Origin of the sequence: Mesorhizobium sp. Mes31 (assembly GCF_024519675.1) — a bacterium.
GTDB lineage: Bacteria > Pseudomonadota > Alphaproteobacteria > Rhizobiales > Rhizobiaceae > Mesorhizobium.
On sequence record NZ_JALJRL010000006.1, the window covers coordinates 152,722 to 179,574 of the forward strand.

General features: G+C 63.5%; 20 protein-coding genes. 6 read left to right on the forward strand and 14 right to left on the reverse strand.

The window, feature by feature from the left end; genetic code table 11:
* Positions 1 to 2 precede the first annotated feature (2 nt).
* Positions 3 to 1,274: a glycosyltransferase family 2 protein gene (locus tag NR193_RS12540; RefSeq protein ID WP_256751143.1), complete on the reverse strand. Its 1,272-nt coding sequence runs from the start codon at positions 1,272 to 1,274 to the stop codon at positions 3 to 5.
* The gene (locus NR193_RS12545) at positions 1,271 to 2,329 is read right to left on the reverse strand and encodes an NAD-dependent epimerase/dehydratase family protein (protein WP_256751144.1); all 1,059 of its coding nucleotides are present in this window, start codon (positions 2,327 to 2,329) and stop codon (positions 1,271 to 1,273) included. The genes NR193_RS12540 and NR193_RS12545 overlap by 4 nt, the downstream gene beginning before the upstream one ends.
* A gap of 446 nt (positions 2,330 to 2,775) precedes the next feature.
* Here NR193_RS12545 and NR193_RS12550 point away from each other — a divergent pair, with 446 nt between their 5' ends.
* A complete protein-coding gene (locus tag NR193_RS12550) occupies positions 2,776 to 4,125 on the forward strand; it encodes a nucleotide sugar dehydrogenase (RefSeq protein WP_256751145.1) in 1,350 nt (449 codons plus the stop codon).
* A gap of 122 nt (positions 4,126 to 4,247) precedes the next feature.
* Here NR193_RS12550 and NR193_RS12555 read toward each other — a convergent pair whose 3' ends face one another.
* From NR193_RS12555 to NR193_RS33465, 4 genes are all read right to left on the reverse strand, one after another.
* On the reverse strand, positions 4,248 to 5,219 hold the full coding sequence (locus tag NR193_RS12555) for an endo-1,4-beta-xylanase (RefSeq protein ID WP_256751146.1): 972 nt from the start codon (positions 5,217 to 5,219) through the stop codon (positions 4,248 to 4,250).
* Between the two features lie 92 nt (positions 5,220 to 5,311).
* Entirely contained in the window at positions 5,312 to 7,987 is a 2,676-nt protein-coding gene (locus NR193_RS12560) for an ATP-dependent helicase (RefSeq protein ID WP_256751147.1), read from the reverse strand.
* A 141-nt stretch (positions 7,988 to 8,128) separates the two neighbouring features.
* Positions 8,129 to 9,415 (reverse strand): NAD(P)/FAD-dependent oxidoreductase, encoded by a 1,287-nt coding sequence (locus tag NR193_RS12565; RefSeq protein WP_256751148.1) that lies wholly within the window; start codon positions 9,413 to 9,415, stop codon positions 8,129 to 8,131.
* A 125-nt stretch (positions 9,416 to 9,540) separates the two neighbouring features.
* A complete protein-coding gene (locus NR193_RS33465; protein WP_306280067.1) occupies positions 9,541 to 11,181 on the reverse strand; it encodes a helix-turn-helix transcriptional regulator in 1,641 nt (546 codons plus the stop codon).
* 255 nt (positions 11,182 to 11,436) lie between these two features.
* Here NR193_RS33465 and NR193_RS12575 point away from each other — a divergent pair, with 255 nt between their 5' ends.
* The gene (locus NR193_RS12575; RefSeq protein WP_256751149.1) at positions 11,437 to 13,755 is read left to right on the forward strand and encodes a glucose/quinate/shikimate family membrane-bound PQQ-dependent dehydrogenase; all 2,319 of its coding nucleotides are present in this window, start codon (positions 11,437 to 11,439) and stop codon (positions 13,753 to 13,755) included.
* 302 nt (positions 13,756 to 14,057) lie between these two features.
* On the opposite strand, the gene NR193_RS12580 is transcribed toward NR193_RS12575, so the two are convergent.
* Together NR193_RS12580 and NR193_RS12585 are read right to left on the reverse strand one after the other, a co-directional pair.
* The gene (locus NR193_RS12580; protein ID WP_256751150.1) at positions 14,058 to 14,492 is read right to left on the reverse strand and encodes a hypothetical protein; all 435 of its coding nucleotides are present in this window, start codon (positions 14,490 to 14,492) and stop codon (positions 14,058 to 14,060) included.
* Positions 14,493 to 14,501: 9 nt separating this feature from the next.
* Positions 14,502 to 14,657: a hypothetical protein gene (locus tag NR193_RS12585; RefSeq protein WP_256751151.1), complete on the reverse strand. Its 156-nt coding sequence runs from the start codon at positions 14,655 to 14,657 to the stop codon at positions 14,502 to 14,504.
* A gap of 278 nt (positions 14,658 to 14,935) precedes the next feature.
* Between NR193_RS12585 and NR193_RS12590 the strand changes: the two genes are divergently transcribed.
* Entirely contained in the window at positions 14,936 to 15,835 is a 900-nt protein-coding gene (locus NR193_RS12590; protein WP_256751152.1) for a dienelactone hydrolase family protein, read from the forward strand.
* 9 nt (positions 15,836 to 15,844) lie between these two features.
* Here NR193_RS12590 and NR193_RS12595 read toward each other — a convergent pair whose 3' ends face one another.
* From NR193_RS12595 to NR193_RS12605, 3 genes are all read right to left on the reverse strand, one after another.
* Positions 15,845 to 16,291 carry a response regulator gene (locus tag NR193_RS12595; protein ID WP_256751153.1) on the reverse strand — a complete coding sequence of 149 codons (447 nt, stop codon included), beginning with the start codon at positions 16,289 to 16,291 and terminating at the stop codon, positions 15,845 to 15,847.
* A complete protein-coding gene (locus NR193_RS12600; protein WP_306280058.1) occupies positions 16,288 to 17,436 on the reverse strand; it encodes a histidine kinase dimerization/phosphoacceptor domain -containing protein in 1,149 nt (382 codons plus the stop codon). Before NR193_RS12600 ends, NR193_RS12595 begins: the two co-directional genes overlap by 4 nt.
* A gap of 142 nt (positions 17,437 to 17,578) precedes the next feature.
* Positions 17,579 to 18,487 carry a DMT family transporter gene (locus tag NR193_RS12605; protein WP_256751154.1) on the reverse strand — a complete coding sequence of 303 codons (909 nt, stop codon included), beginning with the start codon at positions 18,485 to 18,487 and terminating at the stop codon, positions 17,579 to 17,581.
* A gap of 89 nt (positions 18,488 to 18,576) precedes the next feature.
* On the opposite strand from NR193_RS12605, the gene NR193_RS12610 reads away from it, so the two are divergent.
* Positions 18,577 to 19,056 (forward strand): Lrp/AsnC family transcriptional regulator, encoded by a 480-nt coding sequence (locus tag NR193_RS12610; protein ID WP_256751155.1) that lies wholly within the window; start codon positions 18,577 to 18,579, stop codon positions 19,054 to 19,056.
* A gap of 85 nt (positions 19,057 to 19,141) precedes the next feature.
* Here NR193_RS12610 and NR193_RS12615 read toward each other — a convergent pair whose 3' ends face one another.
* Together NR193_RS12615 and NR193_RS12620 are read right to left on the reverse strand one after the other, a co-directional pair.
* On the reverse strand, positions 19,142 to 19,339 hold the full coding sequence (locus NR193_RS12615; RefSeq protein ID WP_256751156.1) for a hypothetical protein: 198 nt from the start codon (positions 19,337 to 19,339) through the stop codon (positions 19,142 to 19,144).
* Between the two features lie 252 nt (positions 19,340 to 19,591).
* Positions 19,592 to 20,071 carry a thioesterase family protein gene (locus NR193_RS12620; protein ID WP_256751157.1) on the reverse strand — a complete coding sequence of 160 codons (480 nt, stop codon included), beginning with the start codon at positions 20,069 to 20,071 and terminating at the stop codon, positions 19,592 to 19,594.
* Between the two features lie 189 nt (positions 20,072 to 20,260).
* Between NR193_RS12620 and NR193_RS12625 the strand changes: the two genes are divergently transcribed.
* Entirely contained in the window at positions 20,261 to 21,676 is a 1,416-nt protein-coding gene (locus NR193_RS12625) for an FAD-binding oxidoreductase (RefSeq protein WP_256751158.1), read from the forward strand.
* Positions 21,677 to 21,752: 76 nt separating this feature from the next.
* On the opposite strand, the gene NR193_RS12630 is transcribed toward NR193_RS12625, so the two are convergent.
* Positions 21,753 to 22,739 carry a Dyp-type peroxidase gene (locus tag NR193_RS12630; RefSeq protein WP_256751159.1) on the reverse strand — a complete coding sequence of 329 codons (987 nt, stop codon included), beginning with the start codon at positions 22,737 to 22,739 and terminating at the stop codon, positions 21,753 to 21,755.
* A 133-nt stretch (positions 22,740 to 22,872) separates the two neighbouring features.
* On the opposite strand from NR193_RS12630, the gene NR193_RS12635 reads away from it, so the two are divergent.
* Positions 22,873 to 26,829, forward strand: a complete 3,957-nt coding sequence (locus NR193_RS12635) for an AsmA-like C-terminal region-containing protein (RefSeq protein ID WP_256751160.1) — start codon at positions 22,873 to 22,875, stop codon at positions 26,827 to 26,829.
* The last annotated feature ends 24 nt before the right edge of the window (positions 26,830 to 26,853 follow it).

Here is a 26,853-nt window from a genome sequence, read left to right on the forward strand (position 1 = left end):
CTCTACCTCCCTGCGGGAACGGCCGCCGCGTATCGTTCCGGACTGACCCAACGGCCATCGGATTGCGCGGAGAATGACTTGAACAGCGCGCGCAGGAAGAGCGCTGCGTCGAGAAGCCGAATGACCGGGAACGCGATGCCGTAGAGCAGCATGCTCGGCCGGCATTCGATGACCGCCACAACAAAGGTGAGCGCGTAATCGACGGCGAGGAACAGCGCCAGAAGGCCAAGCGGCGATACGGGGTGCACGGCGAGTTCGCTTAGCGAGAGAGCCGGCGCTTCGATGCCCGTCGCCAGATAGACGACAGCGGCCACCGGCAGTGCCAGGGCAAACAGCGAAATGACGAGCAGTTCCGCAAGCAGACCGCCCAGCGACAGCCAGAAGCGGCTCGGCCAGACCCCGTGGCGCCGCACAGTCTGCCAGAAACCGAGATACCAGCGCTGAACCTGCTTGCGGTAATCGTTGAGGGTGAACGGATCTTCCGACGAACACCGCGCCTTGGGCGAATAGGCGACGCGACCCAGCCCTTTACGCTGGACCTCGAAGGTCATGTTGAAATCCTCGATGACGAGGCCGGGCGCCGTGATGTCGATCTGGCGCAGCGCGCTCGCGCGGTACATGCTGGCGAAGCCGGGCGCGATGTAGCTGACATTCGTCCATTTCCAGGACTGCCCGTACTGGAACGCCGTCTGCAGGATCCGGTAGAGGCGCGTCCTGTACGCCGCATAGAGCATATCCATGCTCGGCCAGCGCTGTTCGCGCCAGCGCGACAGCACGTGGCCCGCCACTGCCGCCACGTTCGGATCATCGAACAACGGCAAGGCATGTTCGAAATAGTGCCGGTCGATTTCCGAATCCGCGTCCTGGATCAGCACGGCCTGGTAACGATCGCACAGGCGATAGTGGTTGATCGCCTTGTCGATCGCCTTGGCCTTGCCGCCATTCGGCTGGATGTCGAGCGCCCTGCAGCCGGCGGCGCGCGCGATGGCGACGGTGGCGTCACGAGACCCGTCGCTGGCGACGAAGATCTGTCTTGCCGGAATGATCGCCGTCAGGGCCGCAATGCATTTCGGCAGCGCAATTTCCTCGTTGTGGGCGGGGATGACGACGGCGACATCGGCAATGCCGATGGCGGTCGGATTTTCGATACGCCTTCCCGAGCCGATCTCGGCGACAAACCTGGCGAGGCCGACCGCGCACCAGAATGCGATGTTGATGCCCAGCGACGCGCTCAGCACCATCATCAGGACGTTGGCCGCGGCGACGTCGGTCATGGCAAGGTCTGCCACTGCTGATCGGGACCGGAGGGGCGACGTTCGACCAAGGCGGGGCGTTTGACCTGGGGGGCGGTTTTCGTGACCCGACGGGCCTCGATGGACGCCAGCAAATCCCGGTGACTTTGGCGGATGCCGTCCGCGAGCGCCACCTGCTGGCGCCAGCCCAGCGCCTGTATCTTGGTGGTGTCGGGCCAGCGGCCACGATGATCGGCAATGAAGTGCTTTTCGAAGACGGGGTTGCCGAGAAGACCGGTTGCTGTTTTCACCAGCTCGAACAGCTCGCGGATGGTGATCTGCGTGGCGCCGCCGATGTTGTAGACCTCGGCATTTTCGCCCTTTTCCATCACCGTCAGCAGGCCGCGTACGAGATCGTCGACATGCAGGAAGGTACGGGTCTGGCTGCCATCGCCATAGATCGGCACCGGCTTGCCGGCGATCAGCCGCGACAGCATCTGCGGGACGACACGCTGGTCGTCCGGCGACATTGCGGGACCGTAGGTGTTGAAGATGCGCACGATGCGAACGTCGACATTGTGCTTGCGCCCCCAGAAGCGGGTCAGCGCTTCGCCGAAGCGTTTTCCCTCCTCATAGGGACTGCGCGGCCCGACCGGATCGACCCTCCCGACATAGCTTTCCGGCTGCGGGAAAACCTCGGGGTCGCCATAGGCCTCCGCCGTGCTGGCAAAGAGATATTTGGCCTTCGACCGGCGAGCCACCTTCAACAGGTTCAGCGCACCGAGGGACGAGGCCATCAGCATTTCTTCGCCGAGCAGCGCGATGTTGGGAACGCCCGTCGGACAGGCCAGGTTGTAGACATGGCTGTAGCGTCGACGCAGCAGGCGACTGCATGAAGCGGCATCGGCGATGTCGAGCTTCAGGAAACGGAATTTCGGATACCGCGCGAGATCCGCGACATTGGATTTTCGACCAGTCGAAAAGTTGTCGGCACAGTCGACGGAGGCGCCCTGTTCGAGAAGGCGGCGGGCAAGGTTGGTTCCCACAAACCCGGCTCCGCCAGCGATCAGGCACTTGAGCTCTTTGGTCTTGTTCATATGAGCAATCCAGCATTGAGTGCAGGGGAAATCGCACCTAGTCGTTGTGCGCTTTTCACATGGAATGAACATTTCCACAGGCAATGCAACTAATCGTTAACGATATGGTCAACGGCTTTGGTTAATTACGCCTCTGTAATCATTATGTTTTTTTGAGTAGCCGGCATTACATGAGCTATCTTGCAACAAAGGTGTCCGAAAATGGAACACCGATGAAGCTTGACAAGCCGATGCGTCCGTAGCAGCCGAAAAGCTCGTTTTCCCACCTCCTGCGCCGTTCCCAAGGCGCGAATCCGTCCCGGAAATCAAACTGGCACAAACGTTGCGCTTTGCCCTGTGGGTGCGAACCGCGACGCCAGGCAGCTTGTCCAGCTTCCCCGGCATCACGGCTCGCAAATTCAGGATACAGCGTCGAAACACGTCGCTGTAAGAGCAGGAGGCGTGACATGACCGTACTGGTCGGGCAATCGCGAGGAGCGATGCTCCTTTCAAAACTGGAAATGCGTACAGCCACGATCGGCGTCGTGGGTCTCGGCTATGTCGGCTTGCCGTTGGCGACGGCGACGGCGCGTGCCGGCTTCAAGGTGATCGGCTTCGACGTCGACAACAGCAAGGTCGAAAAGCTGAGGACCGGCCGCTCCTATATCGGCGCGGTCACCGACGAGACGCTACAGTCTGTCATGTCGGACGGATCGTTCAGGCCGACATCCGACTTTGCGGCTTTCGCTGAATGCGATGTCATTTCCATATGCGTGCCGACGCCACTGACCAAGCAGCGCGAGCCCGACCTATCCTTTGTCGAGAACACGACCCGCGCCATCGCCGCGCATTTGAGAAAGGACCAGCTGATCGTTCTTGAATCCACCACCTATCCTGGAACCACGGATGAGGTGATGAAGCCGATCCTCGAAGCGGGGGGCTATCGATCGGGGCGGGACTTCTTTCTCGGCTATTCTCCCGAACGCGAGGATCCGGGCAGCGCCGGATTCGAAACCACGACCATTCCCAAGGTTGTCGCCGGCGATGGTCCGGTCGCGGCCGCGCTGGTCGCGCAATTCTATGGCGCGATCGTCGACAAGGTCGTTCCTGTTTCAAGCATCAAGGTCGCCGAAGTGGTGAAGCTCACCGAGAACATCTTCCGGGCGGTCAATATCGCCCTGGTCAATGAGCTCAAGGTGATTTACGGCGCCATGGGCATCGACATCTGGGAAGTGATCGAGGCGGCAAAGACCAAGCCGTTCGGCTACATGCCTTTCTACCCCGGGCCTGGGCTTGGCGGCCACTGCATACCGATCGACCCGTTCTATTTGACATGGAAGTCGCGTGAATTCGAAGTGTCGACGAAATTCATCGAGCTCGCCGGCGAGATCAATGTCTCCATGCCGCATTACGTGATGTCGAAGCTGACGGAAGCACTCGACACGCATCTTGGCCTGCCGCTCAGCCAGGCGTCCATCCTCATCGTCGGCGTCGCCTACAAGAAGAACGTTTCCGACGTTCGCGAAAGCCCGGCGCTGAAGCTGATCGAGTTGCTGGAAACGCGCGCTGCCGACATCGCCTATCACGACCCGCACGTTGCGCGCATCCCAAAGACACGCAAGCACCCGACACTTGCCGGCAAGAACTGCATCCGGCTCAGCCGTGATTCCATCGGCGCCTATGACGCCGTGGTCATCGTCACCGATCATGACGGGCTCGATTACGGCTTGTTGGCCAACCATTCGCGGCTGATCATCGACACGCGCAACGCCATGCAGCGCAACGGCATTGTCTGCGATCGGGTGGTCAAGGCCTAGAGCCTGTTCCATCCCGATGGAATCGGGATGGGGCTCTATCTCTTTGTTTGAGCATGATCTTTCCCGAAAACCGGATTCCACTTTTCGGGATCATGCTCTAGTCCTGCGGCGGCTAAACCCTCTCAGCGTGGTGGTGCGTTCAGCAATGCGCGCACCACCGCGTCAAAAGCCGGCTTCGGCTGAAGCCGTTCGTCGAAGAGGGCTGGGCGTGCCTTGCCGGATCGGCGCCTTTCCCGGGTCTGGCGCCGAACCACCCAATTGTCGAAATCCGAGATACCCCAGAACACCAGGCGCTTGACGGCCGGTCGGCTCAATACCGCTGTCAGGAACTCTTCGTAGTAGGCCGCGACTTCAATGTCGCGAACCGCAATGTCGGCGGGCATGGTGGAGTCGTTGACGTCGAGTTCCGAAATGAAGACGTCGAGACCGAGATCCGCCAACCGGTCGATGAAGCGCACCGTGGAGTCAGCCGACGCCTTGTGCATCGACGACAGATGGCTCTGGATGCCGATCGCATGCAGCGGGCTGCCCATGACCTTGATCTGCTCGATCAGCCGCAACATGTTGTCCCGCTTGGTCTGGGACCAGTCGGTGGCGCATTCCAGATTGTAATCGTTGAGGGCGAGGCGCGCGACAGGGGCACAGTCCCCGGCGAGGCGCAGGCAGTAATCGATGAACTGCAGCCCGAAAGTCTGGACGAAGAATTCGTCGCGCAACGGTGCCTGCTCCCCGACGATCTCGTTGAAGACATCCCACGAGACCGCCTGGGGGTAGTGCTGCATGACATCGCCGATGAAGCCGCCATAGCTGCGCTTCACCCGTTCGAAGTTTTCACTTCGCGCCCAGCGGATCGGCTCTTCATGCCAGAACAGCGTATGGCCGTGGAATGCCATGTCGTTGGAAGCCGCGAAGCCGGCGATCGCATCCGCCGGACCGAAATTGTACGGCGCGGCACGGCGCGGGCGCAGAAATCGCGGCTTCAACTGCCATTCGGGCACGATCAGCCGGCAGTGGTGCGCAAGCAGCCGGCGATATAGCGGATCGGCATGTCCGGAAAACGCGCAGCCGATCTCCAGTCCGCGGGATTTTCCCAATTCGCCGAGCGATAGGCCGGAACAATCCAGAGCCGTTGTCCGCTGGGTTTCGATATCTGGGGGCGGGGAAGCAACATGGAGCACCGCCCGTTTCACACCGCCGCCACGAACCCGTCCAGCACGCGTTTCTGGCCGGCCTTGTCGAAGTCGATGGTCAGCTTGTTGCCTTCGATGGCGGAAATGTTGCCGTTGCCGAATTTCTGGTGGAAGACGCGGTCGCCGACGCTGAAGGCGGACGGCGTGTCGGAGACGGATTTGGCGACCAGCTCGCCGTCGATGGTGCGGCCCTTGACCGAGGTGCGGCCGGCACCATAGCCGGAATCGGTTTCGCCATAGCCGATGCGTTCGACCTGGTGGCCGGAGCGCGAGCCCCAATTGCGGTCGGTCGCCTCGGTGCGGTTGGCCTGCGCGCGCTGCCAGCCCGGCGTTGCGTAGGTGTTGGAGAAGGCGCCGGACTTTTCCGCGCCGCCATTGTTGGCGCCGACGCTGTCGAAGCGCGAGGCGCCGTAGGGGTTCTGCCTGCCTGCACCCTGGCCGCCACGGCCCGGGGCGAACGAGCCGCCGCCATAGGAATTGCCGTAGCCGCCATAGGAATTGCCGCTTTCGGCGACCTCGACATGGGCTTCCGGCAGTTCGTCGAGGAAGCGCGACGGTATGGTCGATTGCCACAGGCCATGGATGCGGCGGTTGGAGACGAACCACAGATGCAGGTTCTTCTTGGCGCGGGTCAGGCCGACATAGGCCAGCCTGCGCTCTTCCTCCAGCCCGGAACGGCCACCTTCATCGAGCGCGCGCTGATGCGGGAACAGGCCTTCCTCCCAGCCAGGCAGGAAGACGGTCTCGAATTCGAGGCCCTTGGCCGAATGCAGCGTCATGATGTTGACGGCGTCGAGCTCGGCATTCTGCTCGGCGTCCATGACCAGCGCGACATGCTCGAGGAAGGAGCGCAGCGATTCGTATTCCTCCATGGAGCGGATCAGCTCCTTGAGGTTCTCCAGCCGGCCCGGGGCTTCGACGGAGCGGTCGTTCTTCCACATGTCGGTGTAGCCGCTCTCTTCGAGGATGGTCTCGGCAAGCTCGGTGTGCGGCGTGGTCTCCAGCGCCTTCTGCCAGCGCTCGAAATTGGCCGACACCTCGCGCAATGCGGCGCGCGGCTTCGGCTTCAATTCGTCGCTTTCAGCCAGCTTGGTGGCGGCTTCAAGCATCGGCACGCGAAGCGCGCGGGCCGTGTCGTGGATCTGGCGGATGGTGGCTTCGCCCAGCCCGCGCTTGGGCACATTGACGATACGCTCGAAGGCAAGGTCGTCGGCGCCTTGCGCGACGACGCGGAAGAAGGCCAGCGCGTCGCGGATTTCGAGGCGCTCATAGAAGCGCGGACCGCCAATGACGCGGTAGTTGAGGCCGAGTGTGACGAAGCGGTCCTCGAACTCGCGCATCTGGAAGGACGCGCGCACCAGGATGGCCATGTCGTTGAGATTGTGCTTCTGCCGCTGGTAAGCCTCGATGGTCTCGCCGACGGCGCGGGCTTCCTCCTCGGAATCCCAGGCGGCGTGGACGTGCACCTTGCCGTCCTCGGGCTCGTCGCGGTCGGTGAACAGCGTCTTGCCGAAGCGGCCCTCATTGTGGGCGATGAGATGCGAGGCGGCACCCAGTATGTGCGCGGTCGAGCGGTAGTTGCGTTCCAGGCGGATGATGGTGGCGCCGGGAAAATCCTTGTCGAAGCGCAGGATGTTGTCGATCTCCGCGCCGCGCCAGCCATAGATCGATTGATCGTCGTCGCCGACGCAGCAGATATTGACCTTGTTATCGCTTACGGCCGCACGCGAGCTTCGCTCGCTGGCCTCCGCGGGTGCGGCCTGGCCGGCCGACGCCCGGTCGGGCTTGCGGCCTTCGGCCGGTCGCAGATCATTTGATGTCGAAGCGCGTCCGGCATCGGGCCGCTGCGCCAGCAGGCGCAGCCACATATACTGGGCGGTGTTGGTGTCCTGATACTCGTCGACGAGGATGTATTTGAAACGCTTGTGGTACTCTTTCAGCACATCGGGATTGGCGCGGAAGATGCGGATCGGGTGGCAGAGCAGATCGCCGAAGTCGCAGGCGTTCAGCGTCTGCAGCCGGGCCTGATAGGCCTTGTAGAGTTCGCGGCCCTTGCCGTTGGCGAAGGCGCGGGCGTCGCCCTCGGCGATATCGGCCGGCCCTTGCCCCTTGTTTTTCCAGCCGTCGATCATCTGGGCGAACTGCTTGGCCGGCCAGCGCTTGTCGTCCAGACCTTCGGCCTGGATCAGCTGCTTGATCAGCCGCACGACGTCGTCGGTGTCGAGGATGGTGAAGTCGGATCTCAAGCCCGCCAGCTCCGCGTGGCGGCGCAGTAGCTTGACGCCGATCGAGTGGAAGGTGCCGAGCCAAGGCATGCCTTCGACCGCTTCGCCGACCAGATGACCGATGCGGGTCTTCATTTCGCGCGCGGCCTTGTTGGTGAAGGTCACCGCGAGGATCTGTGACGGGAAGGCCTTGCCGGTGGCGAGAATGTGGGCGATGCGGGTCGTCAAGACACGGGTCTTGCCGGTGCCGGCGCCTGCCAGCACCAGAACCGGGCCTTCGGTGGTTTCCACCGCCAGCCGCTGCTCGGGGTTCAGCCCCTTCAGATAGTCCGGCGCGTTGTTGTGGCCGCTGCGGGCAGCCATGGCGCGCGCGGCAATGCCCGACGGGGCTGCGGGCCGCGCATTGGGTTCGTCGAAAAAGGGCATGTCTTCGGAAAAGCCGGACATCTCCCCCGAATGTAGTGATTCGGCGACGAAAGGCCAGAAGTGTCTACGGTTTGTTCCGCTTTAGCAGCCAGATTGCCGATCGGCGTCCGAATATTATCGCCCCAGCGCTCGACAGTTGGCCCAAATGCGCTCTGCCAGGCTTTACCTGGCCGCTGCCCGCAGCCTTTCGCCGATCTTGTCGACCACATAGCCCGCATCCCGTGCCGCACCATGGATCATCGTCGAGGACGTCGAGTGCTGGAAATGCAGGCCGCAGACATAGAGGCCGGGTTCGCCTTCAACAGCACCGCGATACTGTTTCACCCGGCCGGTTTCGTCGAATACCGGCAGCCTGATCCAATCCAGCCCCGCCCGGAAACCCGTGCACCAGATGATGTTGGCGACATCGAGAACCTGGCCGTCGTCGAGCATCGGCTTGCCATCCTGGACGCCGGCGACGCGGGACACCCGGCGGACGCCGGCAGCGTCCAGGTCCTGCGGCTTGACCCGGATCAGCGGCAGGCCATGCGAGAGTTGCTCAGGTTTGGCCTTTCGGCCCATTGGCGTATCGACGGTGAGCAGTCGGTGGAAAACAATGCGGAAGACGACCGGGAGGACCAGACGCATGGCGAAATAGCCATTGTAGGCGACCGGGATGTTGCCCGGATGCCGGCCAGCCAGCCAGACCTGGTGCGTAGGCGCGAGATCCATGGCGATTTCCGCCCCGGAATTGCCGGCTCCGACCAGCAGCACACCGCCCGGGTTGAGCTGAGAAGGATTCTTGTAGGCGCTCGAAGGCAATTGCCGGATCGACGGATCGAGCAGTGCGGCAAAATCGGGGATCTTCGGTTTCTGGTAGCTCGAGGCCGCGGCCACGACATGGCTCGCGACGTAACGGGTCCGACCGGATGTGACGATGTAGCGGTTGCCGGAACGGGTCACCTCGTCGACCTTGACGCCGGTGCGCACCGGCAGGGCGAATTTTTTCGCATAGGCCTCGAGATAATCGGCCATGTCGTCCTTGCTCGGGAAGGAATAGCGGTCACTGGGGAAGGGCATGCCGATCAGCCCGTCAAAGCGTGCCGGCGTGAACAGGCGCAGCGAATCCCAGCGTGAACGCCAGATGTCGCCGACGCGTTCGCGTGCCTCCAGGATGACGAACTTCAGGCCCTTGCGGGCGAGATGGTAGCCGACGGACAGGCCGTTCTGGCCGGCGCCGATGACGACGACATCGACATGTTCTTCCCCGAGCGCTGGCCGCGTTTCGTCACCTGATGGCGCCTGGCTACCTGCTGCCTGCAGCGCGCCAGCCTCAAGTTGCGTGAACGCGGCCCCTTGCTCCAGCAGTGAGCCGGCACGTGCCTTGGTCTCGGCGATACCGATATCGCGGCTGCCACGTGGCTTCATTGCGTGCATTGAAGTCGGGCCAAGTGTCGAAGTTGGATTCATGATCGTCTCCATGGTTTTCGTCAACCGCGGAGCAAAATAGCGAATCGGCACACGGACGCTTCGGGGAGACACCCCATCAGGCAAAAGAAATGGCATGGGGATTTTTACCCATGTCGCTGCGTTGTCTAGAGCAGGCCGTTCTGGAAAGCGTAAGCTGTCGCCGCAGCGCGAGAGTTGACCGCCAGCTTGTCGAATATGTTGCTGACATGCCGGTCCACGGTCTTTTCGCTGAGACCCAACTCAGTCGCTATCAGCCTGTTGGTCTTGCCGGTGGCGACAAGGCCAAGAACTTCGATCTCGCGCCGGGTCAGGCCGTGCGGACGTGAATTTGTCGGCGCGATCAGCGCAGTGACACGGTCGCGGTCGGGCGCGGCGCCAAGTTCCGTGAAGACCGCCCGGGCGGCATCGAATTCAAGCTCGGCGCTGTCCTCGTCGCCAAGCTTTCGGCAGGCCTGCCCGGCCAGGACGCGCAGCCGCGCTTCCAGATAGGGAGCGCCAGCGTGCTGCCAGGTCGTCAGCGCGGCACGGAAGTGGCCTAGCGCTGCCGCCGGATTGTCTTCACTCAGTTCGATTTCCCCTCTCGCCTGGGATGCCATCGCAGCAAGAGTGTCGGTGGCGAAACGATCGGCGATCGCCTGCAATTCCTCGCAGGCGTCGCGCGCCTCCTCGACCGCACCCGCAGCGATCATGATCTCTATCAGCGCCGGTAGCAGGCGGGCGCGGCTCAGCGGAGTGTTGGTCGTGGCAAGCACGCGGCGAATGGTTGCCGCCGCCTGTTCGGCCCGGCCTTGCATGAGACGCAGCAAGGCCATGCCGGGCTGCGGTTCGAGCCCGAGCCGGCTGGCGGCGCGGTAAAGCTCCTCGGCGGCGGCGAACTCACCGCGCAGCCGATGGATTTCGGCTTCCTGATAGGCCGCGCCGGCCGTCGCCTCGTTGCCGATCACGTGGGCCAGTGACTGGGTCGCGCGCCGGGCTTCGGCAATTGACTCCTGCCAGGCGCCGTTCAATTCCATGATTTCAGCGCGGTGCAGCAGACAAATGCCGTTGAACTGGACCAGCTGTGGCTGCGACCCGCACCAGTTCGACAGCGCCTCGGTCCACTCGCGCGAGCGGTCGAGCGCATAGACTTGCCGGCAGGCGGCGATGAGGTTGCAATAGATGAGGCCAGTGATGATCGGCGAAAGCTTGCCGTCGGCGGCTGGCAGCATGGCCTCGTCGAGTAAAGCGATGCCTTCCTCGATCCTGCCTTGCCGCACCAATGCGCGGCCGAGATAGCATCTGGCGAAGGCGATCAGGTCGATATCGCAACAGCGTTCGCCGATCGCCAGCGCCTGCCTTGCCAGCCCCTCCGATGCCGGATCGTTACCGGTCAAGAGTTCCTTCTGGGCCGCCAACAACACCAGATAGCCTTGTGCGGCGCATTCGCGGCCAAAGCCGTCCGCCAGGCGCTGCGCCCGCTGTAACCAGGCTGTTGCGCGTCCTTCCTCGCGCAACGCCAGAAGCCGGAAACCACCGAAGAATGCCCAATACGCAGCCTGGTCGTCACGGCCCGCGTCGAGATGGATGTTGAAGAGACGCTCGCCGGTGGCGAAGATTTCCTGATCGCGGTCAAGCATGCCGGCCGACCAGAGCAACCGTTCCAGGTCTTCCGGACCCAGCGACGTGATTTCGTCCGTTGCCCGCAGCAGCTCGAATGCATCTGCCCACGCCCGCCGATCGTAGGCGTGACGAGCCTGTTCGAGCAAGGAAGCGGCATCGGCTTTCATGGGCAAAGCATAGCATTTCCTGATGGCCGGCAGAAGAATGGCGAATGCCAGCGCCCCTTCGGTTCGGAATGAGCGGCCCCAGGACCAGATGGAGGAATGACACGTACTTTATCCAAGCGCCCCCTGATTTGACACCGTGCACGGGCGGGCGGAAAACTGCCGCAACGAGATGAAACAGAATCGAAAGCGGGCTAGTTTCCATTTCGTGACGGCGGTTTTCGGCCGCCCGCCCGCTGGGCTTGAAGGAGTGTCGTTGTGGCAACCGTCCTTACCGCCGTGATCCTTTTCCTCATCGGTCTGATACTTGGCGGCGGCGGTATCTGGTTGGCTTCGCTGGGCGGCAGCTGGTACTACATCATCGTCGGTGTCGCCTTCCTGGTCGCCGCCTGGCTGCTTTACCGGCGCCGGTCGACCGCACTGTGGCTTTACGCGGCGATCGTGCTCGGCACGCTTTGCTGGGCAGTGTGGGAAACGGGCTTCGACTGGTGGGAGCTGGGTCCACGCGGCGGCATCATCGTGCTGGTGGCGCTGTGGCTGTTGACGCCATGGGCGAGGCGGGGCCTTGCCGGGCCCGACGGCCGGGCGCCGCTCATCCTTGCCGTGCTGGCGTCACTGGCGGTGGCCGGCTATTCGATGACGACGGACCCAAAGGACATTGCCGGCGAACTCGACACCGACAAGGTGATCCCCAACGCCAATCTTGGCGGCGATGTGCCGGCCGGCGAGTGGCACTTCTACGGCCGCACGCCGTTCGGGCAGCGCTACTCGCCGCTCGGCCAGATCACGCCGGACAATGTCGCCAGCCTGCAGCCAGCCTGGACCTACCGCACCGGCGATGTGAAGGGGCCCGACGACATTGGCGAGACCACCTATCAGGTGACGCCGCTCAAGATCGGCGACACGCTCTATATCTGCACGCCGCACAATTTCGCCATCGCCATCGACGCCGCGACCGGCAAGGAGAAATGGCGCTACGACCCCAAGATCAAGCTCGACAAGGACCGCCAGCACCAGACCTGCCGCGGCGTTTCCTACTATGCCGATGCTGCCATCGCCGCAGGCCAGCCCTGCGGAAACCGTGTCTACCTGCCGACCTCGGACGCGCGGCTGATCGCGCTGGACGCCGCCAACGGGCAGGTCTGTCCCGCCTTTGCCGAGGGCGGCACGCTGAACCTCTTGACCAACATGCCCTATCCGAAGTCGGGCTATTATTACTCGACCTCGGCGCCGCTGATCGTGGGTGGCAAGATCATCGTCGGCGGCGCGGTCAACGACAATTACTCGACGCAGGAGCCGTCCGGCGTCATCCGCGCGTATGACGCCGCCACCGGCAAGCTGCTGTGGAACTGGGATTCCGGCAATCCGGACCAGACGACGCCGCTGCCGGCCGGGCAGACCTACACCGCCAACTCGCCCAACATGTGGTCGACGCCGAGCGCCGACGAAAAGCTCGGATTGCTCTACGTGCCGCTTGGCAACCAGACGCCGGACCAGCTCGGCGCGGGACGCAGCGCCAATGTGGAGAAGTTCTCCTCCTCGATCACCGTGCTCGACCTCAACACCGGGCAGTTGAAATGGGTGCGGCAGACGGTGCACCACGACCTCTGGGACATGGATGTGCCGGCGCAGCCGAGCCTGATCGACATCACCAGGGCCGACGGCACCGTCGTGCCGGCGCTGGTTGGGCCGACCAAGCAGGGCGACCTCTATGTGCTTGACCGGCGCACCGGCGAGCCGGTGATTGCGGTCAAGGACGTGCCGGCGCCGGGCGGCGCGATCGAGGGGGACAAGGCTTCACCGACGCAGCCGTCGTCCGACCTCAGTTTCAACCCCAGGCCGCTGACCGATGCCGACATGTGGGGCATCACCATGTTCGACCAGCTGGCCTGCCGGATCGCCTTCCACAAGCTGCGTTATGAGGGACGCTATACCCCGCCGTCGCTGCAAGGATCTCTGATCTATCCCGGCAATTTCGGCGTCTTCAACTGGGGCGGCGTGGCGGTCGATCCAGTGCGGCAGGTGCTGTTCGGTATGCCGACCTATCTCGCCTTCACGTCCAGGCTTATTCCCCGCGCTGACGTGCCGCCGCCGGGTGACAACACCAAGGGCAGCGAGCAGGGGCTCAACCGCAATGAGGGCGCTCCCTACGCGGTGGTGATGGGCCCGTTCCTGTCGCCGCTCGGCGTTCCCTGCCAGGCGCCGCCCTGGGGCTATGTCGCTGGCGTGGATCTGAGGACTGGCGCAATCGCATACAAGCATCGCAACGGCACCGTCTATGACATGACGCCGCTGCCGCTGCCGTTGAAGGTCGGCGTGCCGGGCATTGGCGGGCCGATGATCACCGCCGGCGGCGTCGCCTTCCTGGGTGCCGCGGTCGACGACTATCTGCGCGCCTACGACCTGACATCGGGCAAGCAGCTGTGGCGCGCCCGGCTGCCGGCCGGCGGGCAATCGACGCCGATGACCTATGCGGTGGCCGACGGACGCCAGTTCGTGGTCATCGTCGCCGGCGGCCACGGCTCGGTCGGCACCAAGCCGGGAGATTATGTGATGGCTTACGCGCTGCCGAAATAGGGGCGGGATTCTGGCTGGATGAGTGATCCGCTAGGTTTTGCAATTCCGGCAACTTTGGCGCCGCCCCTCATCGCCCTGCCGGGCACTTCTCCCCGTATAGGGACGGGGAGAAGGACGCCCTCATCGATGGTTTCGCCAATCGACGGCGTTGCAGGAATGGCGCAGCGCTGAAGTTGCCTCTTCTTCCCGTCCTATACGGGGAGAAGGTGGCGGCAGCCGGATGAGGTGCGGCGCTAACCATGGTCAGCAAAAGCGTCGCAATGCGGCACGCCCTCCCGCCAGCGATTGTCGGCCGTGCCCTTCTAGCCAAGCCCGAGATGGCTCTTCAGGCTGGGCACCGAGCCGAGCACCTGGTTGGTCAGGTCGGGGCCGGCGGCCGCTTCGGCTTGCTGGACCAGCGTCTCGCCAGCCTTCTGGATCTGGGCAAAATCGAGCCCGGATGCCTTGAGCGCGGCGAGGCCGTTGACCAGCGCGCCGGCCTTCTCGCCGAGAACGCCGCCCAGCGCGCCCTGCAGCGATGACAGGAAGCCGCCGCCACTGGCTGGGGCGGCGGCCATCACGTCATACTGGTGGGCAAGGTCGTCCGCGCCGGGGATCTTGGCGAAGAACGACGAGGCGCTGGTGCCTTCGGCCTCGTGCTCGAGCACCGAGAAAATGGTGCCGACGACCTTCTCGGTCGTCGCCTGGTCGAGACCCGCTCTTTGCGAGACGGTGTTGACGATATCCTGGACGTTCATGGTCTCACCTCAACCTTGGATTTTCGTGTCTGTGCGGCGGTTCCGGTCACTGCGGACCCTGACCAGCGATCGCCTGCCTGCATTCACAACCATCGAGCGCAGTGCCATGGCGGCAGCCACGGCAAGAACGAACGCGCTGGCGAGCATCGGGGAAGGCAAGGTCATCGGTGTCGCTCCTTCTGGGGCCGGGACGTGAAGGCACACGCCAAGATGCCATCGATAGCAGGCAGCTTCCCTCACTATTGTGGCAGCGCCAGCAGGATTTGTCGCCGATGACCAAAAAGTGATGACGGAGCGCCTGTGGCGCTGGCTTTGCTGGCCGCGCCGCAACGCCGCCGGCGACGCCGCGAGGCGATCGACGGCCGGGTGAATGCTCGACTGGACCGTGCCGGCTTGATCCCTATGTAGCCTCTGTATCGAAGCTCGAAGCCGAGGAATGCCCCATGACGAAATCAGCCGACACGACACAAGCAAAGCCCGCCATCACCCAGGCGATGATCGATGCCTATGACGAATACACGCATCTGACGCTCGATCGCCGCCGCTTCATGGAGCAGCTGACCCGGCTTGCCGGATCGGGCGCGGCGGCGGCGGCGATCGCGCCGCTTTTGGCGGCGAACTCCGCCCAGGCGGCTATCGTCGCCGAGAACGATGCCCGCGTGAAGGGCGAGGACATCACCTATCCCGGCGGCAGCGGCGAGATGAAGGGCTATCTGGTCAAGCCGGCTGACCAGTCGGGCAAGCTCGGCACCGTCATCGTCATCCATGAGAACAGAGGGCTGAACCCGCATATTCGTGACGTGGCGCGGCGCGTGGCGTTGGAGGGTTTCGTAGCGCTCGCCCCCGATTTCCTGTCGCCGCTGGGTGGCACGCCGAGTGATGAAGACAAGGCGCGCGACATGTTCGCCAAACTGGACTCCACGCAGACGGTCGCCGACGGCGTGGCGACCGTCGCCTTCCTGAAGGCCGACAAGGACGGCAACGGCAAGGTCGGTGCTGTCGGCTTCTGCTGGGGTGGCGGCACCGCAAACATGCTGGCCGTCAACGCGCCCGATCTCAGCGCCTCCGTTGCCTATTACGGCATGCAGCCGAAGGCCGCCGACGTATCGAAGATCAAGGCGGCGTTGCTGCTGCACTATGCCGGGCTCGATGAGCGCACCAACGCCGGCATCGATGCCTTCAAGAAAGAACTCGACGCGGCGCATGTCGAATACGAGGTCTACGTCTATGAAGGCGCAAACCATGCCTTCAACAACGACACCTCGGCGGCGCGCTACGACAAGAAGGCGGCCGACCTTGCCTGGGGCAGGACCATCGCTTTCCTCAAGCAGAAGCTGGCGTAGCGGCCAGCATCAGGCCGCGGGCGCCCAGACCGTCTCGAAGGCTGGCGACAGGGTGAAGCCGGCCGGCAGCACGGATTTCGGGGGCGGGCGGCGCACGCCTTCCTGCAGATAGCGCAGCGCGGACATCAGCCCGTTCATCGTATAGGGCTTGGCGATGACGCCGATCGCGCCGGCGAAATGGTCGGGAATCCGTTTCGGGTTCGCGGTCATGAAAACGACCATCGAGTTCTTCTTCTCGCCGATATATTCGGCGACCTCGACGCCGGTCGGACCATCGGTCAGGTGGATGTCGACAAAGGCGATGTCGGCTTCCGTCGAGTCCACCATGGCCTTGGCTTCGGCCGAGGAGGTTGCCCAGCCCACGACGCTGTGGCCGGCTTCCTCGACAAGGCTTTCCAGTTCCATTGCCAGCAGCGCTTCGTCCTCGACGATCAGGACCTTGAGCGGTTCAATCATGACACATTCCCTTTTTGCTGCGGTTCGTTCGGCATCGAGATGACGACCTTGGTGCCGGGGCCGGCGTCGCGCCATTCGATATCGGCATGCAACTGTCGGGCAAGCGACTTGATCAGCCGCATGCCGAAAGAGGCGTCGCCACTGGCATCGGCCATGCCGACACCATCGTCGGACACCTCGATGTTGAAGTGGCCGTCGGGCTGGCTCATCTTGATGCCGATGCGGCCCGCCGTGGTGCCGTCGGGCTTTTCCTTGAAGGCATGCTTCAAGGCGTTGGTGACAAGCTCGTTGACCATCAGGGCGACCGGCGTCGCCTTTTCCGCCGAAATGACGATCGGTTCGAGATCAAGCGTCGACTTGATTTCGGCGCGTCCCGAAGCCGTCAACAAATCGGTTACGAGATCCCTGGCGAAATCGGCGACATCGAACCTGCTGACGTCCTTCGACTGGTAGAGCCGGCGGTGCACGGTGCTCAACGCCTCGATGCGCTCCAGCATGGTGGCCAGCGATTTCTTCGTCGCTGCATCCTTTATTGTGCGGCTCTGCATGACGATAAGCGAGGAGATCATCTGCAGGTTGTTCTTCACGCGATGATCGACTTCGTGCAGCAGGGTCGTCTGCGCTTCGAGCGCGGCTTCGAGTTCCCTGGTGCGCTCCTTCACCGCCTTTTCGAACCGTTCCTTGTCCGCCGTGATGCGATGCTCAGACCGCTTGCGGTCCGAGACGTCGAGCTGCGAGGCAAAGAAGAACAGGAGTTCACCGCGATCATTCGAGACCGGGCTGATGTAGAGCGCGTTCCAGAAGGTCGAGCCGTCCTTGCGATAGTTCAGGATGTCGACGCTGACATCGATCTTCTCAGCAATCGCTTCACGCAGTTGGTCGACCGTTGCCTTGTCGGTTTTCGGGCCCTGCAGGAATCGACAGTTCTTGCCCAGCACCTCCTGCCGCTCATAGCCGGACAGACGCAGGAAGGCGTCGTTGACGAAGACGATCGGGTTGTCGGCCTGCCGCGGATCGGTGATGATCATCGACATGCGTGTGGCGCGGATAGCTGCCGCGAAAGGGTCGCCCTTGCCGTGCTCGACATGAAGGTCGTCCGTCATGTGCCATGCGTCGGCAGGTTCCCTGGTCCGTTTCCAGTCCATCTTGTCACTCCAAGCCGTGTTCGTGGGGACAACGGCTCAGATGCGGGATTGGTTCAATCTTGAGCTTGTTGTCGCAGTCCGTCGTAGCCGGGAACCAGATCGTGACTTCTGCAAGCATTTGAAGTTATTCTATTTTTGACGCTCAGTTGGCGGATGCCGGCTTGTGGAAGGCGACGCCGGCAACCACCAGGGCAATGCCGAGGCAATCGGTCAGGCTTGGGATCTGGTGGAGCACGACGACGCCGATCAGCGTCGCGGTGACTGGCAGCAGCGACAGCATCAGCGCAAAGCTCGAGCGCGGCAGCCGCGACATGGCGAGCTGGTCGCAAATGTAGGGAATGACCGACGAGCAGATGCCGACGCCGATGGCCGCGAGCAACAGCGGCGGTGAGAAAAAGGCGGGCAGCGCATCGGTGAAGCCGAACGGCAGCACGACGATGAAGGCGACCGCCATCGCCGCGCCAAGGCCGGCGATGCCGTCGCCCGCGCCCGAGCGAGCGACGCGGTGGCCGAGCACGATGTAACCGACGAACAGTGCGCCGTTGAGGAAGGCCCAGAACAGTCCGACGGGATCATCGGCCCATTTGACGTCGATAAGCAGCAAGGTGCCGATGACGGCAACGGCAAGGGCGGCGAGATTGCGAAGGCTCCTGAGCCCAATCACCGCTACGCCAATGGTGCCGACGAACTCGATTGCCGCCACCAGCGAGATCGGCAAGCGGTCGAGCGCCAGGTAGAAGGAACAGTTCATCACCGCCAGACAGGCGCCGAAGGCCAGCAACAACAGAGCCGTTGGGCGATTGGCGCGGGCGAAGGTTCGCCACGGGCGAGTCAACGGCATGAAGATCAGCGCGGCGGTGGCGATGCGCAGCCATGCCATGCCGAGCACGCCGACATGTGGGAACAGCAGCACGGCGAATGCCGGCCCAAGATAGTGGAAGACGGCGCTGACGCCGAACCAGACATGTGGCGGCAGTTTTGTCGACAGCCTGCCGAAGGCAGCGCCGGCAAGGGCAGGGCTGGTAGCAGGGGCTTGTGTCTGATTGGCCATCGGATCAGTATCGCAGGCGATTTTTCCGATTTATATGGAAGATGATTGGCGTAACTGGCCATCTTGCACCCAGAACAAAGGAGTTTTCCATGAAACGCCTTCGAACAGAAAAAACCGATCTCGACGCGTCGGATATGAAGATCCTGCGCCTGCTGGAGAAGGATGCGCGCACCAGCACGGCGGAACTGGCGCGCTCGGTCGGCCTGTCGGCGCCGAGCGTGGCCGAACGCATCAAACGGCTGCAGGAAAGCGGCGTGATCGAAGCCTATTCGGTCCGGATCAACCCCGCGGCGCTTGGGCTGCCGTTGTCGGCATGGCTGCGCATTCGGCCGGTGCCGGGGCAACTGGCAGTCGTGGCCGAAATCATCCGCGAGCTGCCGGAGATCGCGCAATGCGACCGGGTGACCGGCGAGGACTGTTTCATCGCGCTGGCGCATGTCGGCTCTGTTGCCGAGCTTGAACGGGTGATCGACCGGATCATCCCCTATGCGATGACCAACACGGCCATCATCCAGTCATCGCCGGTGACGGCGCGCTCGCCGTTGGCGGCGATCAAGCGCCGGCCGTGAAGCGCAACTCGATACACTTGGTCTGTGTCTTTGTGCCGCCCCTCCGGAAAGAGGGCGGTATCGGCCACAGGCCGACTCGCCGGCGCTAGGCGTGACCACGCTTCAGGCGGGCCCGCTTCAGGATGGCGCGCCAGCGAATCATGTCGAACGGGATCGGCTCGTTGTTGTTGGCGATGTGGAATATCTCGTTGTTGACGTTCTTGAGCGAACGCCAGAAATCATAGTCGGTGATGCGCGGATCGGCAGCCAGCCTGTCCACCTCGACCTTGATGTCGGTTTTCATGCACGTCCCTCGAACCGGCTTCGCCCCGCCGCCCGTATCAAAACCCCGTGCGGATCGTTTTCGACCGCTCCGCTGAGTCGTTCAACGGCTCAATTGGCTTGTTCCCGTTAAAAACTCGGTAAGGTTAACGCGCGCGCCGGGCCGCTTCAAGCGCTGGTGCCGGCCGATTCCAGGGTTTTGCGATTTTGGACTGCCGGTGTGGCTTTGAAGCCCGGTCGCCCTGTTCGGAGACGAGATGGGGTCGGCTTCGCGCTATTTGCGTTTGATACCGATCGAACGGCCGGCACGCTCCGGCATCGGCAGTACCGAATGGGCGGCGCGCATGGCTTCGACCTTGGCCAGCACATCGGCGGGGAAGGGCGCCACTTTCGGCCCGGACATGTCGACATGCAGTGACAGGGTTTCGGATGTGGCGGCGAGCCAGCCGTCGACATGGCGGATTTCCTGGTAGGCCCGCAGCCGCTTCTCGTCATGGTCGATCAGCTGGAAGGAGACGACAACCTTGTGGTCGAGATGCAGCTCTTGCACGTAGCAGACATGGACTTCGGCCGTGTAGATGGTGAGCCGCCGCTGCTTGACGTAGTCCAGCCCCATGCCCATCGCCTCGAAGGCTTCGTCCGAGCAGCGGTCGAACAGCACGTTGTAGTAGGCCATGTTGAGATGGCCGTTGTAGTCGATCCAGTCCTTCTCGATGTCCATGGGCTTGGAGACGAAGGGGGCGGGTATGGGCATCGAAACTTCCTTGTTCTGGCGCTGGACAGAGCGTGGCTGGTGAGGTTCTTTTTATTCTGACGCAATTCCCAAGGGAAAGCGCTGTCGCTTTTCCCGGGAAAACCGCTTCACACTTTTCCTGGAATTGCTTTAGGCATCATCCATAATCGCATAACAAGGATTGGCGCTGGTCCATTCGCGGAGGAATTCATGGCTCTGAGCGACCTCAATCCGGTCGAACGCAACGAGGAAGGCATCGCCGCCGTGCTCGGCATCCTCAAACAGCGTCTGGGCGAGCGCTTCCAGACCGGTCAGGCCATCCGCTCCCAGCACGCGCACACCACCACCTATATTCCGACGCAGGCGCCGGACGGCGTCGCTTTCCCGGAGACCACGGCCGAGGTGCAGGAAATCGTGCGTGCCTGCGCCGCGCACCGCGTGCCGGTGATCGCCTTCGGCGTCGGCTCCTCGCTCGAAGGGCACACCAACGCACCCGGCGGTGGCATATCGGTCGATACCTCGCGCATGAACCGCATCCTCGCGGTCAATCCGCAGGATCTCGACTGCACGGTCGAACCCGGCGTCACCCGCGAGGACTTGAACCGGCATCTGCGCGACACCGGTCTGTTCTTTCCGATCGACCCCGGCGCCAATGCCTCGCTCGGCGGCATGGCGGCGACACGGGCATCCGGCACCAACGCGGTGCGCTATGGCACGATGCGCGAGAACGTGCTGTCGCTGACGGCCGTCATGGCCGATGGCGAGACGGTGACGACCGGCAAGCGCGCGAAAAAGAGCTCGGCCGGCTACGATTTGACGCGACTGCTGATCGGCTCGGAAGGCACGCTCGGCATCATCACCTCGCTGACACTGAAGCTGCAGGGCATTCCGCAGGCGATCTCCGGCGGCGTTTGTCCGTTTCCGAGCGTCGAGGCCGCTTGCAACGCGGTCATCGCGACGATCCAGATGGGCATCCCGGTGGCGCGCATCGAGTTGGTCAACGCGCTGCAGATGCGGGCGATGAAGAACTATTCGAAGCTCGACTATCCGGAGAGCCCGTGCCTGTTCGTCGAATTCCACGGCAGCGATGCAGGCGTTGCCGAGCAGGCCGAGACCTTCGGCATGATCGCCGAAGAGAATGGCGGCGGGCCATTCCTGTGGACCAGCGTCGCCGAGGAACGGACAAAACTGTGGAAGGCCAGGCACGATGCGTACTGGTCTTCGCTGACGCTGCGGCCGGGCGCCAAGGGCCTGTCGACCGATGTCTGCGTGCCGATCTCCCGCTTTGCCGAATGCGTCACCGAAACCGAAGCCGACATCGCCGAGATGGGCTTGATCGCGCCGATCGTCGGTCATGCCGGCGACGGCAATTTTCATGTGCTGGTGCTGATGGATGTGAACGATCCAAAGGAGATCGCGCTGTCGGAGAAATTCGTCTCGCGGCTGAACATGCGGGCGATCGCCATGGATGGCACCTGCACCGGCGAGCACGGCATCGGCCAGGGCAAGATCGGCTTCATGCGCCATGAACTCGGCCACGGCGTCGACATCATGCGCACGATCAAGCAGGCGCTCGATCCGCAGAACATCATGAACCCTGGCAAGATATTGCCTGCAGCGGGATAGGGATCGCGAGCGGGACTTATCGAACTGGTCTGCACCCATCCGCGCAGCCGGTTCGCAGGCTGACCATCTCGGCTTTCTACCTCGCGGCCGCAGGCTCTTCCTGCACGCCCTTAGCAAGTGTCTGCAACATTGGGCGGGTCGGAGCGAAGAACGTCGTGCCGGTCTGCGGCGTCGAGACATCGAGCAGCCGGTCGTAGGCGCCCGGCGGGTCGCCGACATACATGCGCTGCAGCATCTTCTCGATCACCCAGAGATACCTGCTATAGCCGATGAAGTAGGTGCCGAACTCATTCTGCCCGGGCCTGCCGAACGGCATGTTGTCTCGCAAAATGTCGTATTCATTGCCGTCGGCATCCTCGATGGTGGCCAGCGACTTGTGCGATTTGCGCGGGGCGTCGTCATCGTCGATCTCGATGTTGTCGATCTTGGTGCGGCCGATGATCGCCTCCTGCAGCGGCGTTGGAATGCGCGCCCACGCATTGAGATCGTGCAGATATTTCTGGACGACGACATAGCTGCCGCCGGCGAAGTCGGCATCTTCATCGCCGACGAGCGCCGAGGCGGGCAGATCGAGGCCGGTCGGGTTGGCCGTGCCGTCGACAAAGCCGAGCAGGTCGCGGGCATCGAAATAGCGAAAGCCCGAGACTTCGTCGACGACCGTCACGGCGTCCCCGAGGTTGTCGAGCAGAATGCGCTCGAACTCGAAGCACATGTCGGGACGTTCGGAGCGGATGTGGAAGAGAAGGTCGCCCGCCGTCGAGGGGGCCGAATGAACCGCTCCCTTGATCGGCGCGAACGGTTTCAGCTCCAATGGCCGCCGGCCGGATGAGAGACGATCCCAGAAGTCGCGGCCGATGCCTGCAATGCATGACAGCCGGCCGGAAAGATCGCGGAACCCGACAGTCTTGACGAGATCGTCAAGCCCGCCGAGCACCGAGGCGACCCTGGCGAGAGCGTTCTGTCCGCCGGCGACGGTGACAACCAGAAAGACCGCCGACAGCGACAGCGGGGCGTCGACGCTCTGCGCATCAATCGGCACCCGGTCCCAATTCTTGCCCGACATCCGAAATTCTCCGCATTTTCCAGGATTTGTTTCAGATCATCAGAGATGACGCAACAGCGGATGAATTGCCTCTTTATCGACACGCGGATGCGGGTAGAGTGCGGCTGAATTTCAATCAACCCGTTCGGAGCTGATGCTCGCACGCCTGTTCGTGATCTTTGGTGGCCTGTTCGTGCTGGTGCTGTGTGCGGCGCTGGTGGGGCCGTACTTTATCGACTGGACCGGCTACCGCGCCGAGTTCGAGCGCGAGGCGAGCGCCATTCTCGGCCGCAAGGTGACCGTGCAGGGGGATGCAACGGCGCGGCTGTTGCCGTTCCCCTCGGTGACCTTCTCCAACGTCGCCGTCGCCGGCGGCCCCGAAGGCCAGCCGGCGATGACCGTCGAGACGTTTTCGATGGATGCCGAGCTGGCACCCTTCCTGCGCGGCGAGGTGCTGATCTTCGACATGCGGCTGGTGCGGCCGAAAGCGACCATCGACATCGCCAATGACGGCACCGTCGACTGGGCGATGCGGCCGTCCTCGCCCTTCGACCTCAACCAGATCTCGATCGAGAAGCTGACGGTGACGGAAGGGCAGATCGAACTGCGCCATGCCGCGGGCGGGCGTAGCCATCTCATGTCGGAGATCAATTCGACCATCTCGGCCAAGTCGTTGGCCGGGCCATGGCGCATGGACGGCACATTACGGCTGGACGGGTTGCGCACGGCCATTGCCGCTTCCACCGGCAAGGCCGAAGGCAGCGGGCAGATGCGGCTTCGGCTGAAAGCCGATCCAGATGCCTATCCGCTGGTGATCGAGACCGACGGCAATGCCGGCATCGTCAACGGCGCTGCCGTCTATTCCGGCCAGTTCAAAATCTCCGGCGCCGACAAGAACAGCGCCGACAAGACCAGCGCGGAGCTGCGCGGCACCGATGGCGCGACGGTGAAGGTCAGCGCCGGCAAGCCCGATCCGGGCTTTCGGCTGAACGGCAAGTTTTCGCTCGACCACCAGAAGCTCGGTGTCGATGAATTCCGTTTCGAGACGGGACCGCTGGACAATCCCTACACCGCCGATGGCAAGGCTTCGATCGATCTCGGGCTGAAGCCGAGCTTCGCCATCGAGGCCAGTGGCGCGCAGGTGCAGTTCGACGAGGCCGTGGGGGCCGAGGCCGGCGCAGGGCTGACACTGGATCAGCGCATTGCCGGGCTGGAGCAAGCATTGCGCGACCTGCCGAAGCCGACCATACCCGGCACTGTCGAGGTCAAGCTGCCGGCGGTGGTGGCCGGCGACACCACGGTGCGCGACGTGCATCTTTCCGCCGAGCCGACCGATGGCGGCTGGTCGGTGAAATCACTCGCCGCGACCTTGCCCGGGCGAACCACGCTGGAAGCCAACGGCATGCTCAGCGTCGAGGATCATTTCGGTTTCACCGGCTCGCTGCTGCTGGCGGTGGCGCAACCTTCCGGCTTTGCCGCCTGGCTGTCGAAGGATGTCGACGAGGCGATCCGCCGTTTGCCCGCCGCCGGCTTCAAGGCCAAGGTCGACCTTTCGGAAAAGCGTCAGGCCTTCAGCGATCTCGAGCTGATCCTCGGCAAGGCGAAGTTCTCCGGCCGCATTGATTCCAGCCAGCCCGACGACGCCAAGCCGTCCGTGCTGATGCGGCTCGAAGGCGGCGAACTCGATGTCGACGGGCTGGCGGCCTTCGCCTCGATCTTCGTCAGCGACAAGGGCGCCAACCGCTTTTCCGACCGCGACCTCGACTTCCAGATCAGGGCAGGGCCGGTCAGCGCCGGTGGCCTGACCGCCGACACGGTCGACACGGCGCTCAGGCTGCGCGACGGGCTGCTCGAAATCGACCGGCTTTCGGTGGGCGGGCTGGCCGGTGCCTCGATCAGCGCCACTGGCAGGGTCAAGGACTTTCCGGCGAGCCCGACCGGCAAGCTCGACGCATCGGTGGTCGCCGTCGATCTGAAGCCGCTGATCGACGTTGCCGCCCAGCACTATCCCGACAATGCCGTGCTGAAGGGGCTGGCGAGCCGGGCTTCCGCCTATCCAGAACTGTTCCAGGATGCGCGCGTCGATCTCGTGGCGAGTGCCGCCGACAATGGCGATGGCACCACGGGCCTGGCGGTGAGTGGCCAGGGCAAGGCCGGCGGCTCGGCATTTTCGGCGTCGCTTTCGGGAAAGGGAGCGCTGGACAGGCTTCTCGAAGCGCCGATGGCGCTGACCTTCAATGCCAGGAATCCCGACGCAACCGCGCTGCTGGCGCTCTACGGCCTGCCGGCGCTGCCGCTCGGCATGCTGGGTGAGGCCAGCACGGATATTTCGGCCAAGGGTACGCTTGGCGGCGGCCTTGCGACGAGTTTCAGCCTCTCCGGCAACGACTTCAAGGCCGGTTTCGAGGGGACGATCGCCGATACGGCGCAAGGACCGGTCGCCAAGGGCAAGCTCAGCCTCGATGCCGCCGACATCGAGCCGTGGCTGATGACGACCGGCATCGGGCTTCCCGGCATGGGGGCGGGCATGTCGACATCACTGGCGGCGCAGGGTGACTATGGCAACGGCCTGCTGGTGCTGGACGGCCTCAGCGGCGCCATCAACGAGGCGGCGGTGTCCGGCGACGTCAATGTCGATGTCAAGGATGGCGTGCCGCATCTGGCCGGCGCACTGGCGCTCGACGAACTCGACTTCGATCCGATGGCGGTGGCGCTGTTCGGCGATTCGGCTTTCCTCGTCGACAAGGGTGCCAGTGACAAGGGTGGCGCGTGGCCGGCCGCCCCCTTCAGCCAGAAATCCAGCCTGCCGTTCACCGCCGAACTCGATCTGACGACGGCGGCGCTTGCCGCCGGGCCGTTCGCCGCTGCCTACGATGCCGCGTTTTCGCTCAAGCTCGACCAGGAAGGCATCCGCGTTTCGGATCTGAAGGCGAAATTCCTTGGCGGTGCGCTGACCGGCCTGTTCGAACTGAAGAACACTGATGGCACCGGACTTTTCACCGGCCAGATGAAACTGGCGGGCGCCGATCTCGCGACCGTGCTGCCGGATGCCGGCATCACAGGCAATGGTGATTTTTCGACGGCGCTGTCGACCAGCGGCAAGTCAGTCGATGCGATGGTGGCGGCCCTGTCCGGTTCCGGCACGGCGACGCTGAAGAGCTTGCGGGTCGCCGGCGTCAATCCAGATGCGTTCAGCGCGTTCCTTGCCAAGGCCGATGCGATCGGGCGCGACATCGACGCGGCCAAGACCGCCGGCTTCGCGCCGCAGATCGCCGCCGATGGCAGCTTTGCCGCGAAGGATATCGACGTCGCCTTCACGGTTGCCGGCGGCACGCTGAGGGTGCCGCCGATCAGCCTGGAGAATCCGGCGGCGACCTTGTCCGCCGACATCACGGCGGATCTCAACACCAATACTGTTTCGGCCAAGGGAGCAGTCACCTATCGGCCCGGCGACGAGGCGCTGGTCGGCTCCGAACCAATCGTGAATTTCACCGCCGAAGGCCCGATCGGCGCCGTGAAACGGCAGTTCGACAGCGAGCCGCTGGCGCAGTTCCTGACCCAGCGCGCGCTGGAAAAGGAGCAACAACGCGTCGAAGCGATGCAGGCAGCATTGCTCGAAAAGCAGCGGCTTCGGCGCGAAGTGCGCTACTACGCGGCGCTGCAGGACGCGCGCGACAAGGCGGCCGAGGAACTGCGCAGGCAGGAGGAAGCAGCGCGCCTGAAAGCCGAAGCCGACGCCAAGGCGAAGGCCGAAGCCGACGCCAAGGCGAAGGCTGAAGCGGAGGCAAAGGCCCAGGCAGAAGCGGATGCAAAGGCGAAGGCCGATGCGGAAGCCAAAGCATTGGCGGATGCTGACGCGAAGGCCGCGGCCGAGCAACAAGCCGCCGACGAAGCGGCCAAGGCGCAAGCCGAGCAGGAGCGCCAGAAGGCGGAAGAGGCGATGCGCACTGCCTCGCAAGAGAAGGCCAGGCTCGAGGCTGAGCGCAAGGCGGCGGAACAGGCACCGAAAGTCGAGCGAGCGCCGCTGCCGGAGGCCAACGATAATCCGCCGCCGGCCAAGCCGAAGCCCAATCCGTTCACGATCGACAATCTGTTGAAGTCGTTGCAGTAGCGCGGACTGCTGCCATCGGGCAGA

Excerpts from the sequence above, each read along its gene's own strand:
- NR193_RS12540 (WP_256751143.1), bottom strand. The coding sequence starts at position 1,274 with ATGACCGACGTCGCCGCGGCCAACGTCCTGATGATGGTGCTGAGCGCG.
- NR193_RS12545 (WP_256751144.1), bottom strand. The coding sequence starts at position 2,329 with ATGAACAAGACCAAAGAGCTCAAGTGCCTGATCGCTGGCGGAGCCGGG.
- NR193_RS12550 (WP_256751145.1), top strand. The coding sequence starts at position 2,776 with ATGACCGTACTGGTCGGGCAATCGCGAGGAGCGATGCTCCTTTCAAAA.
- NR193_RS12560 (WP_256751147.1), bottom strand. The coding sequence starts at position 7,987 with ATGTCCGGCTTTTCCGAAGACATGCCCTTTTTCGACGAACCCAATGCG.
- NR193_RS12565 (WP_256751148.1), bottom strand. The coding sequence starts at position 9,415 with ATGAATCCAACTTCGACACTTGGCCCGACTTCAATGCACGCAATGAAG.
- NR193_RS33465 (WP_306280067.1), bottom strand. The coding sequence starts at position 11,181 with ATGAAAGCCGATGCCGCTTCCTTGCTCGAACAGGCTCGTCACGCCTAC.
- NR193_RS12580 (WP_256751150.1), bottom strand. The coding sequence starts at position 14,492 with ATGAACGTCCAGGATATCGTCAACACCGTCTCGCAAAGAGCGGGTCTC.
- NR193_RS12585 (WP_256751151.1), bottom strand. The coding sequence starts at position 14,657 with ATGACCTTGCCTTCCCCGATGCTCGCCAGCGCGTTCGTTCTTGCCGTG.
- NR193_RS12590 (WP_256751152.1), top strand. The coding sequence starts at position 14,936 with ATGACGAAATCAGCCGACACGACACAAGCAAAGCCCGCCATCACCCAG.
- NR193_RS12595 (WP_256751153.1), bottom strand. The coding sequence starts at position 16,291 with ATGATTGAACCGCTCAAGGTCCTGATCGTCGAGGACGAAGCGCTGCTG.
- NR193_RS12600 (WP_306280058.1), bottom strand. The coding sequence starts at position 17,436 with ATGGACTGGAAACGGACCAGGGAACCTGCCGACGCATGGCACATGACG.
- NR193_RS12605 (WP_256751154.1), bottom strand. The coding sequence starts at position 18,487 with ATGGCCAATCAGACACAAGCCCCTGCTACCAGCCCTGCCCTTGCCGGC.
- NR193_RS12610 (WP_256751155.1), top strand. The coding sequence starts at position 18,577 with ATGAAACGCCTTCGAACAGAAAAAACCGATCTCGACGCGTCGGATATG.
- NR193_RS12615 (WP_256751156.1), bottom strand. The coding sequence starts at position 19,339 with ATGAAAACCGACATCAAGGTCGAGGTGGACAGGCTGGCTGCCGATCCG.
- NR193_RS12620 (WP_256751157.1), bottom strand. The coding sequence starts at position 20,071 with ATGCCCATACCCGCCCCCTTCGTCTCCAAGCCCATGGACATCGAGAAG.
- NR193_RS12625 (WP_256751158.1), top strand. The coding sequence starts at position 20,261 with ATGGCTCTGAGCGACCTCAATCCGGTCGAACGCAACGAGGAAGGCATC.
- NR193_RS12630 (WP_256751159.1), bottom strand. The coding sequence starts at position 22,739 with ATGTCGGGCAAGAATTGGGACCGGGTGCCGATTGATGCGCAGAGCGTC.
- NR193_RS12635 (WP_256751160.1), top strand. The coding sequence starts at position 22,873 with ATGCTCGCACGCCTGTTCGTGATCTTTGGTGGCCTGTTCGTGCTGGTG.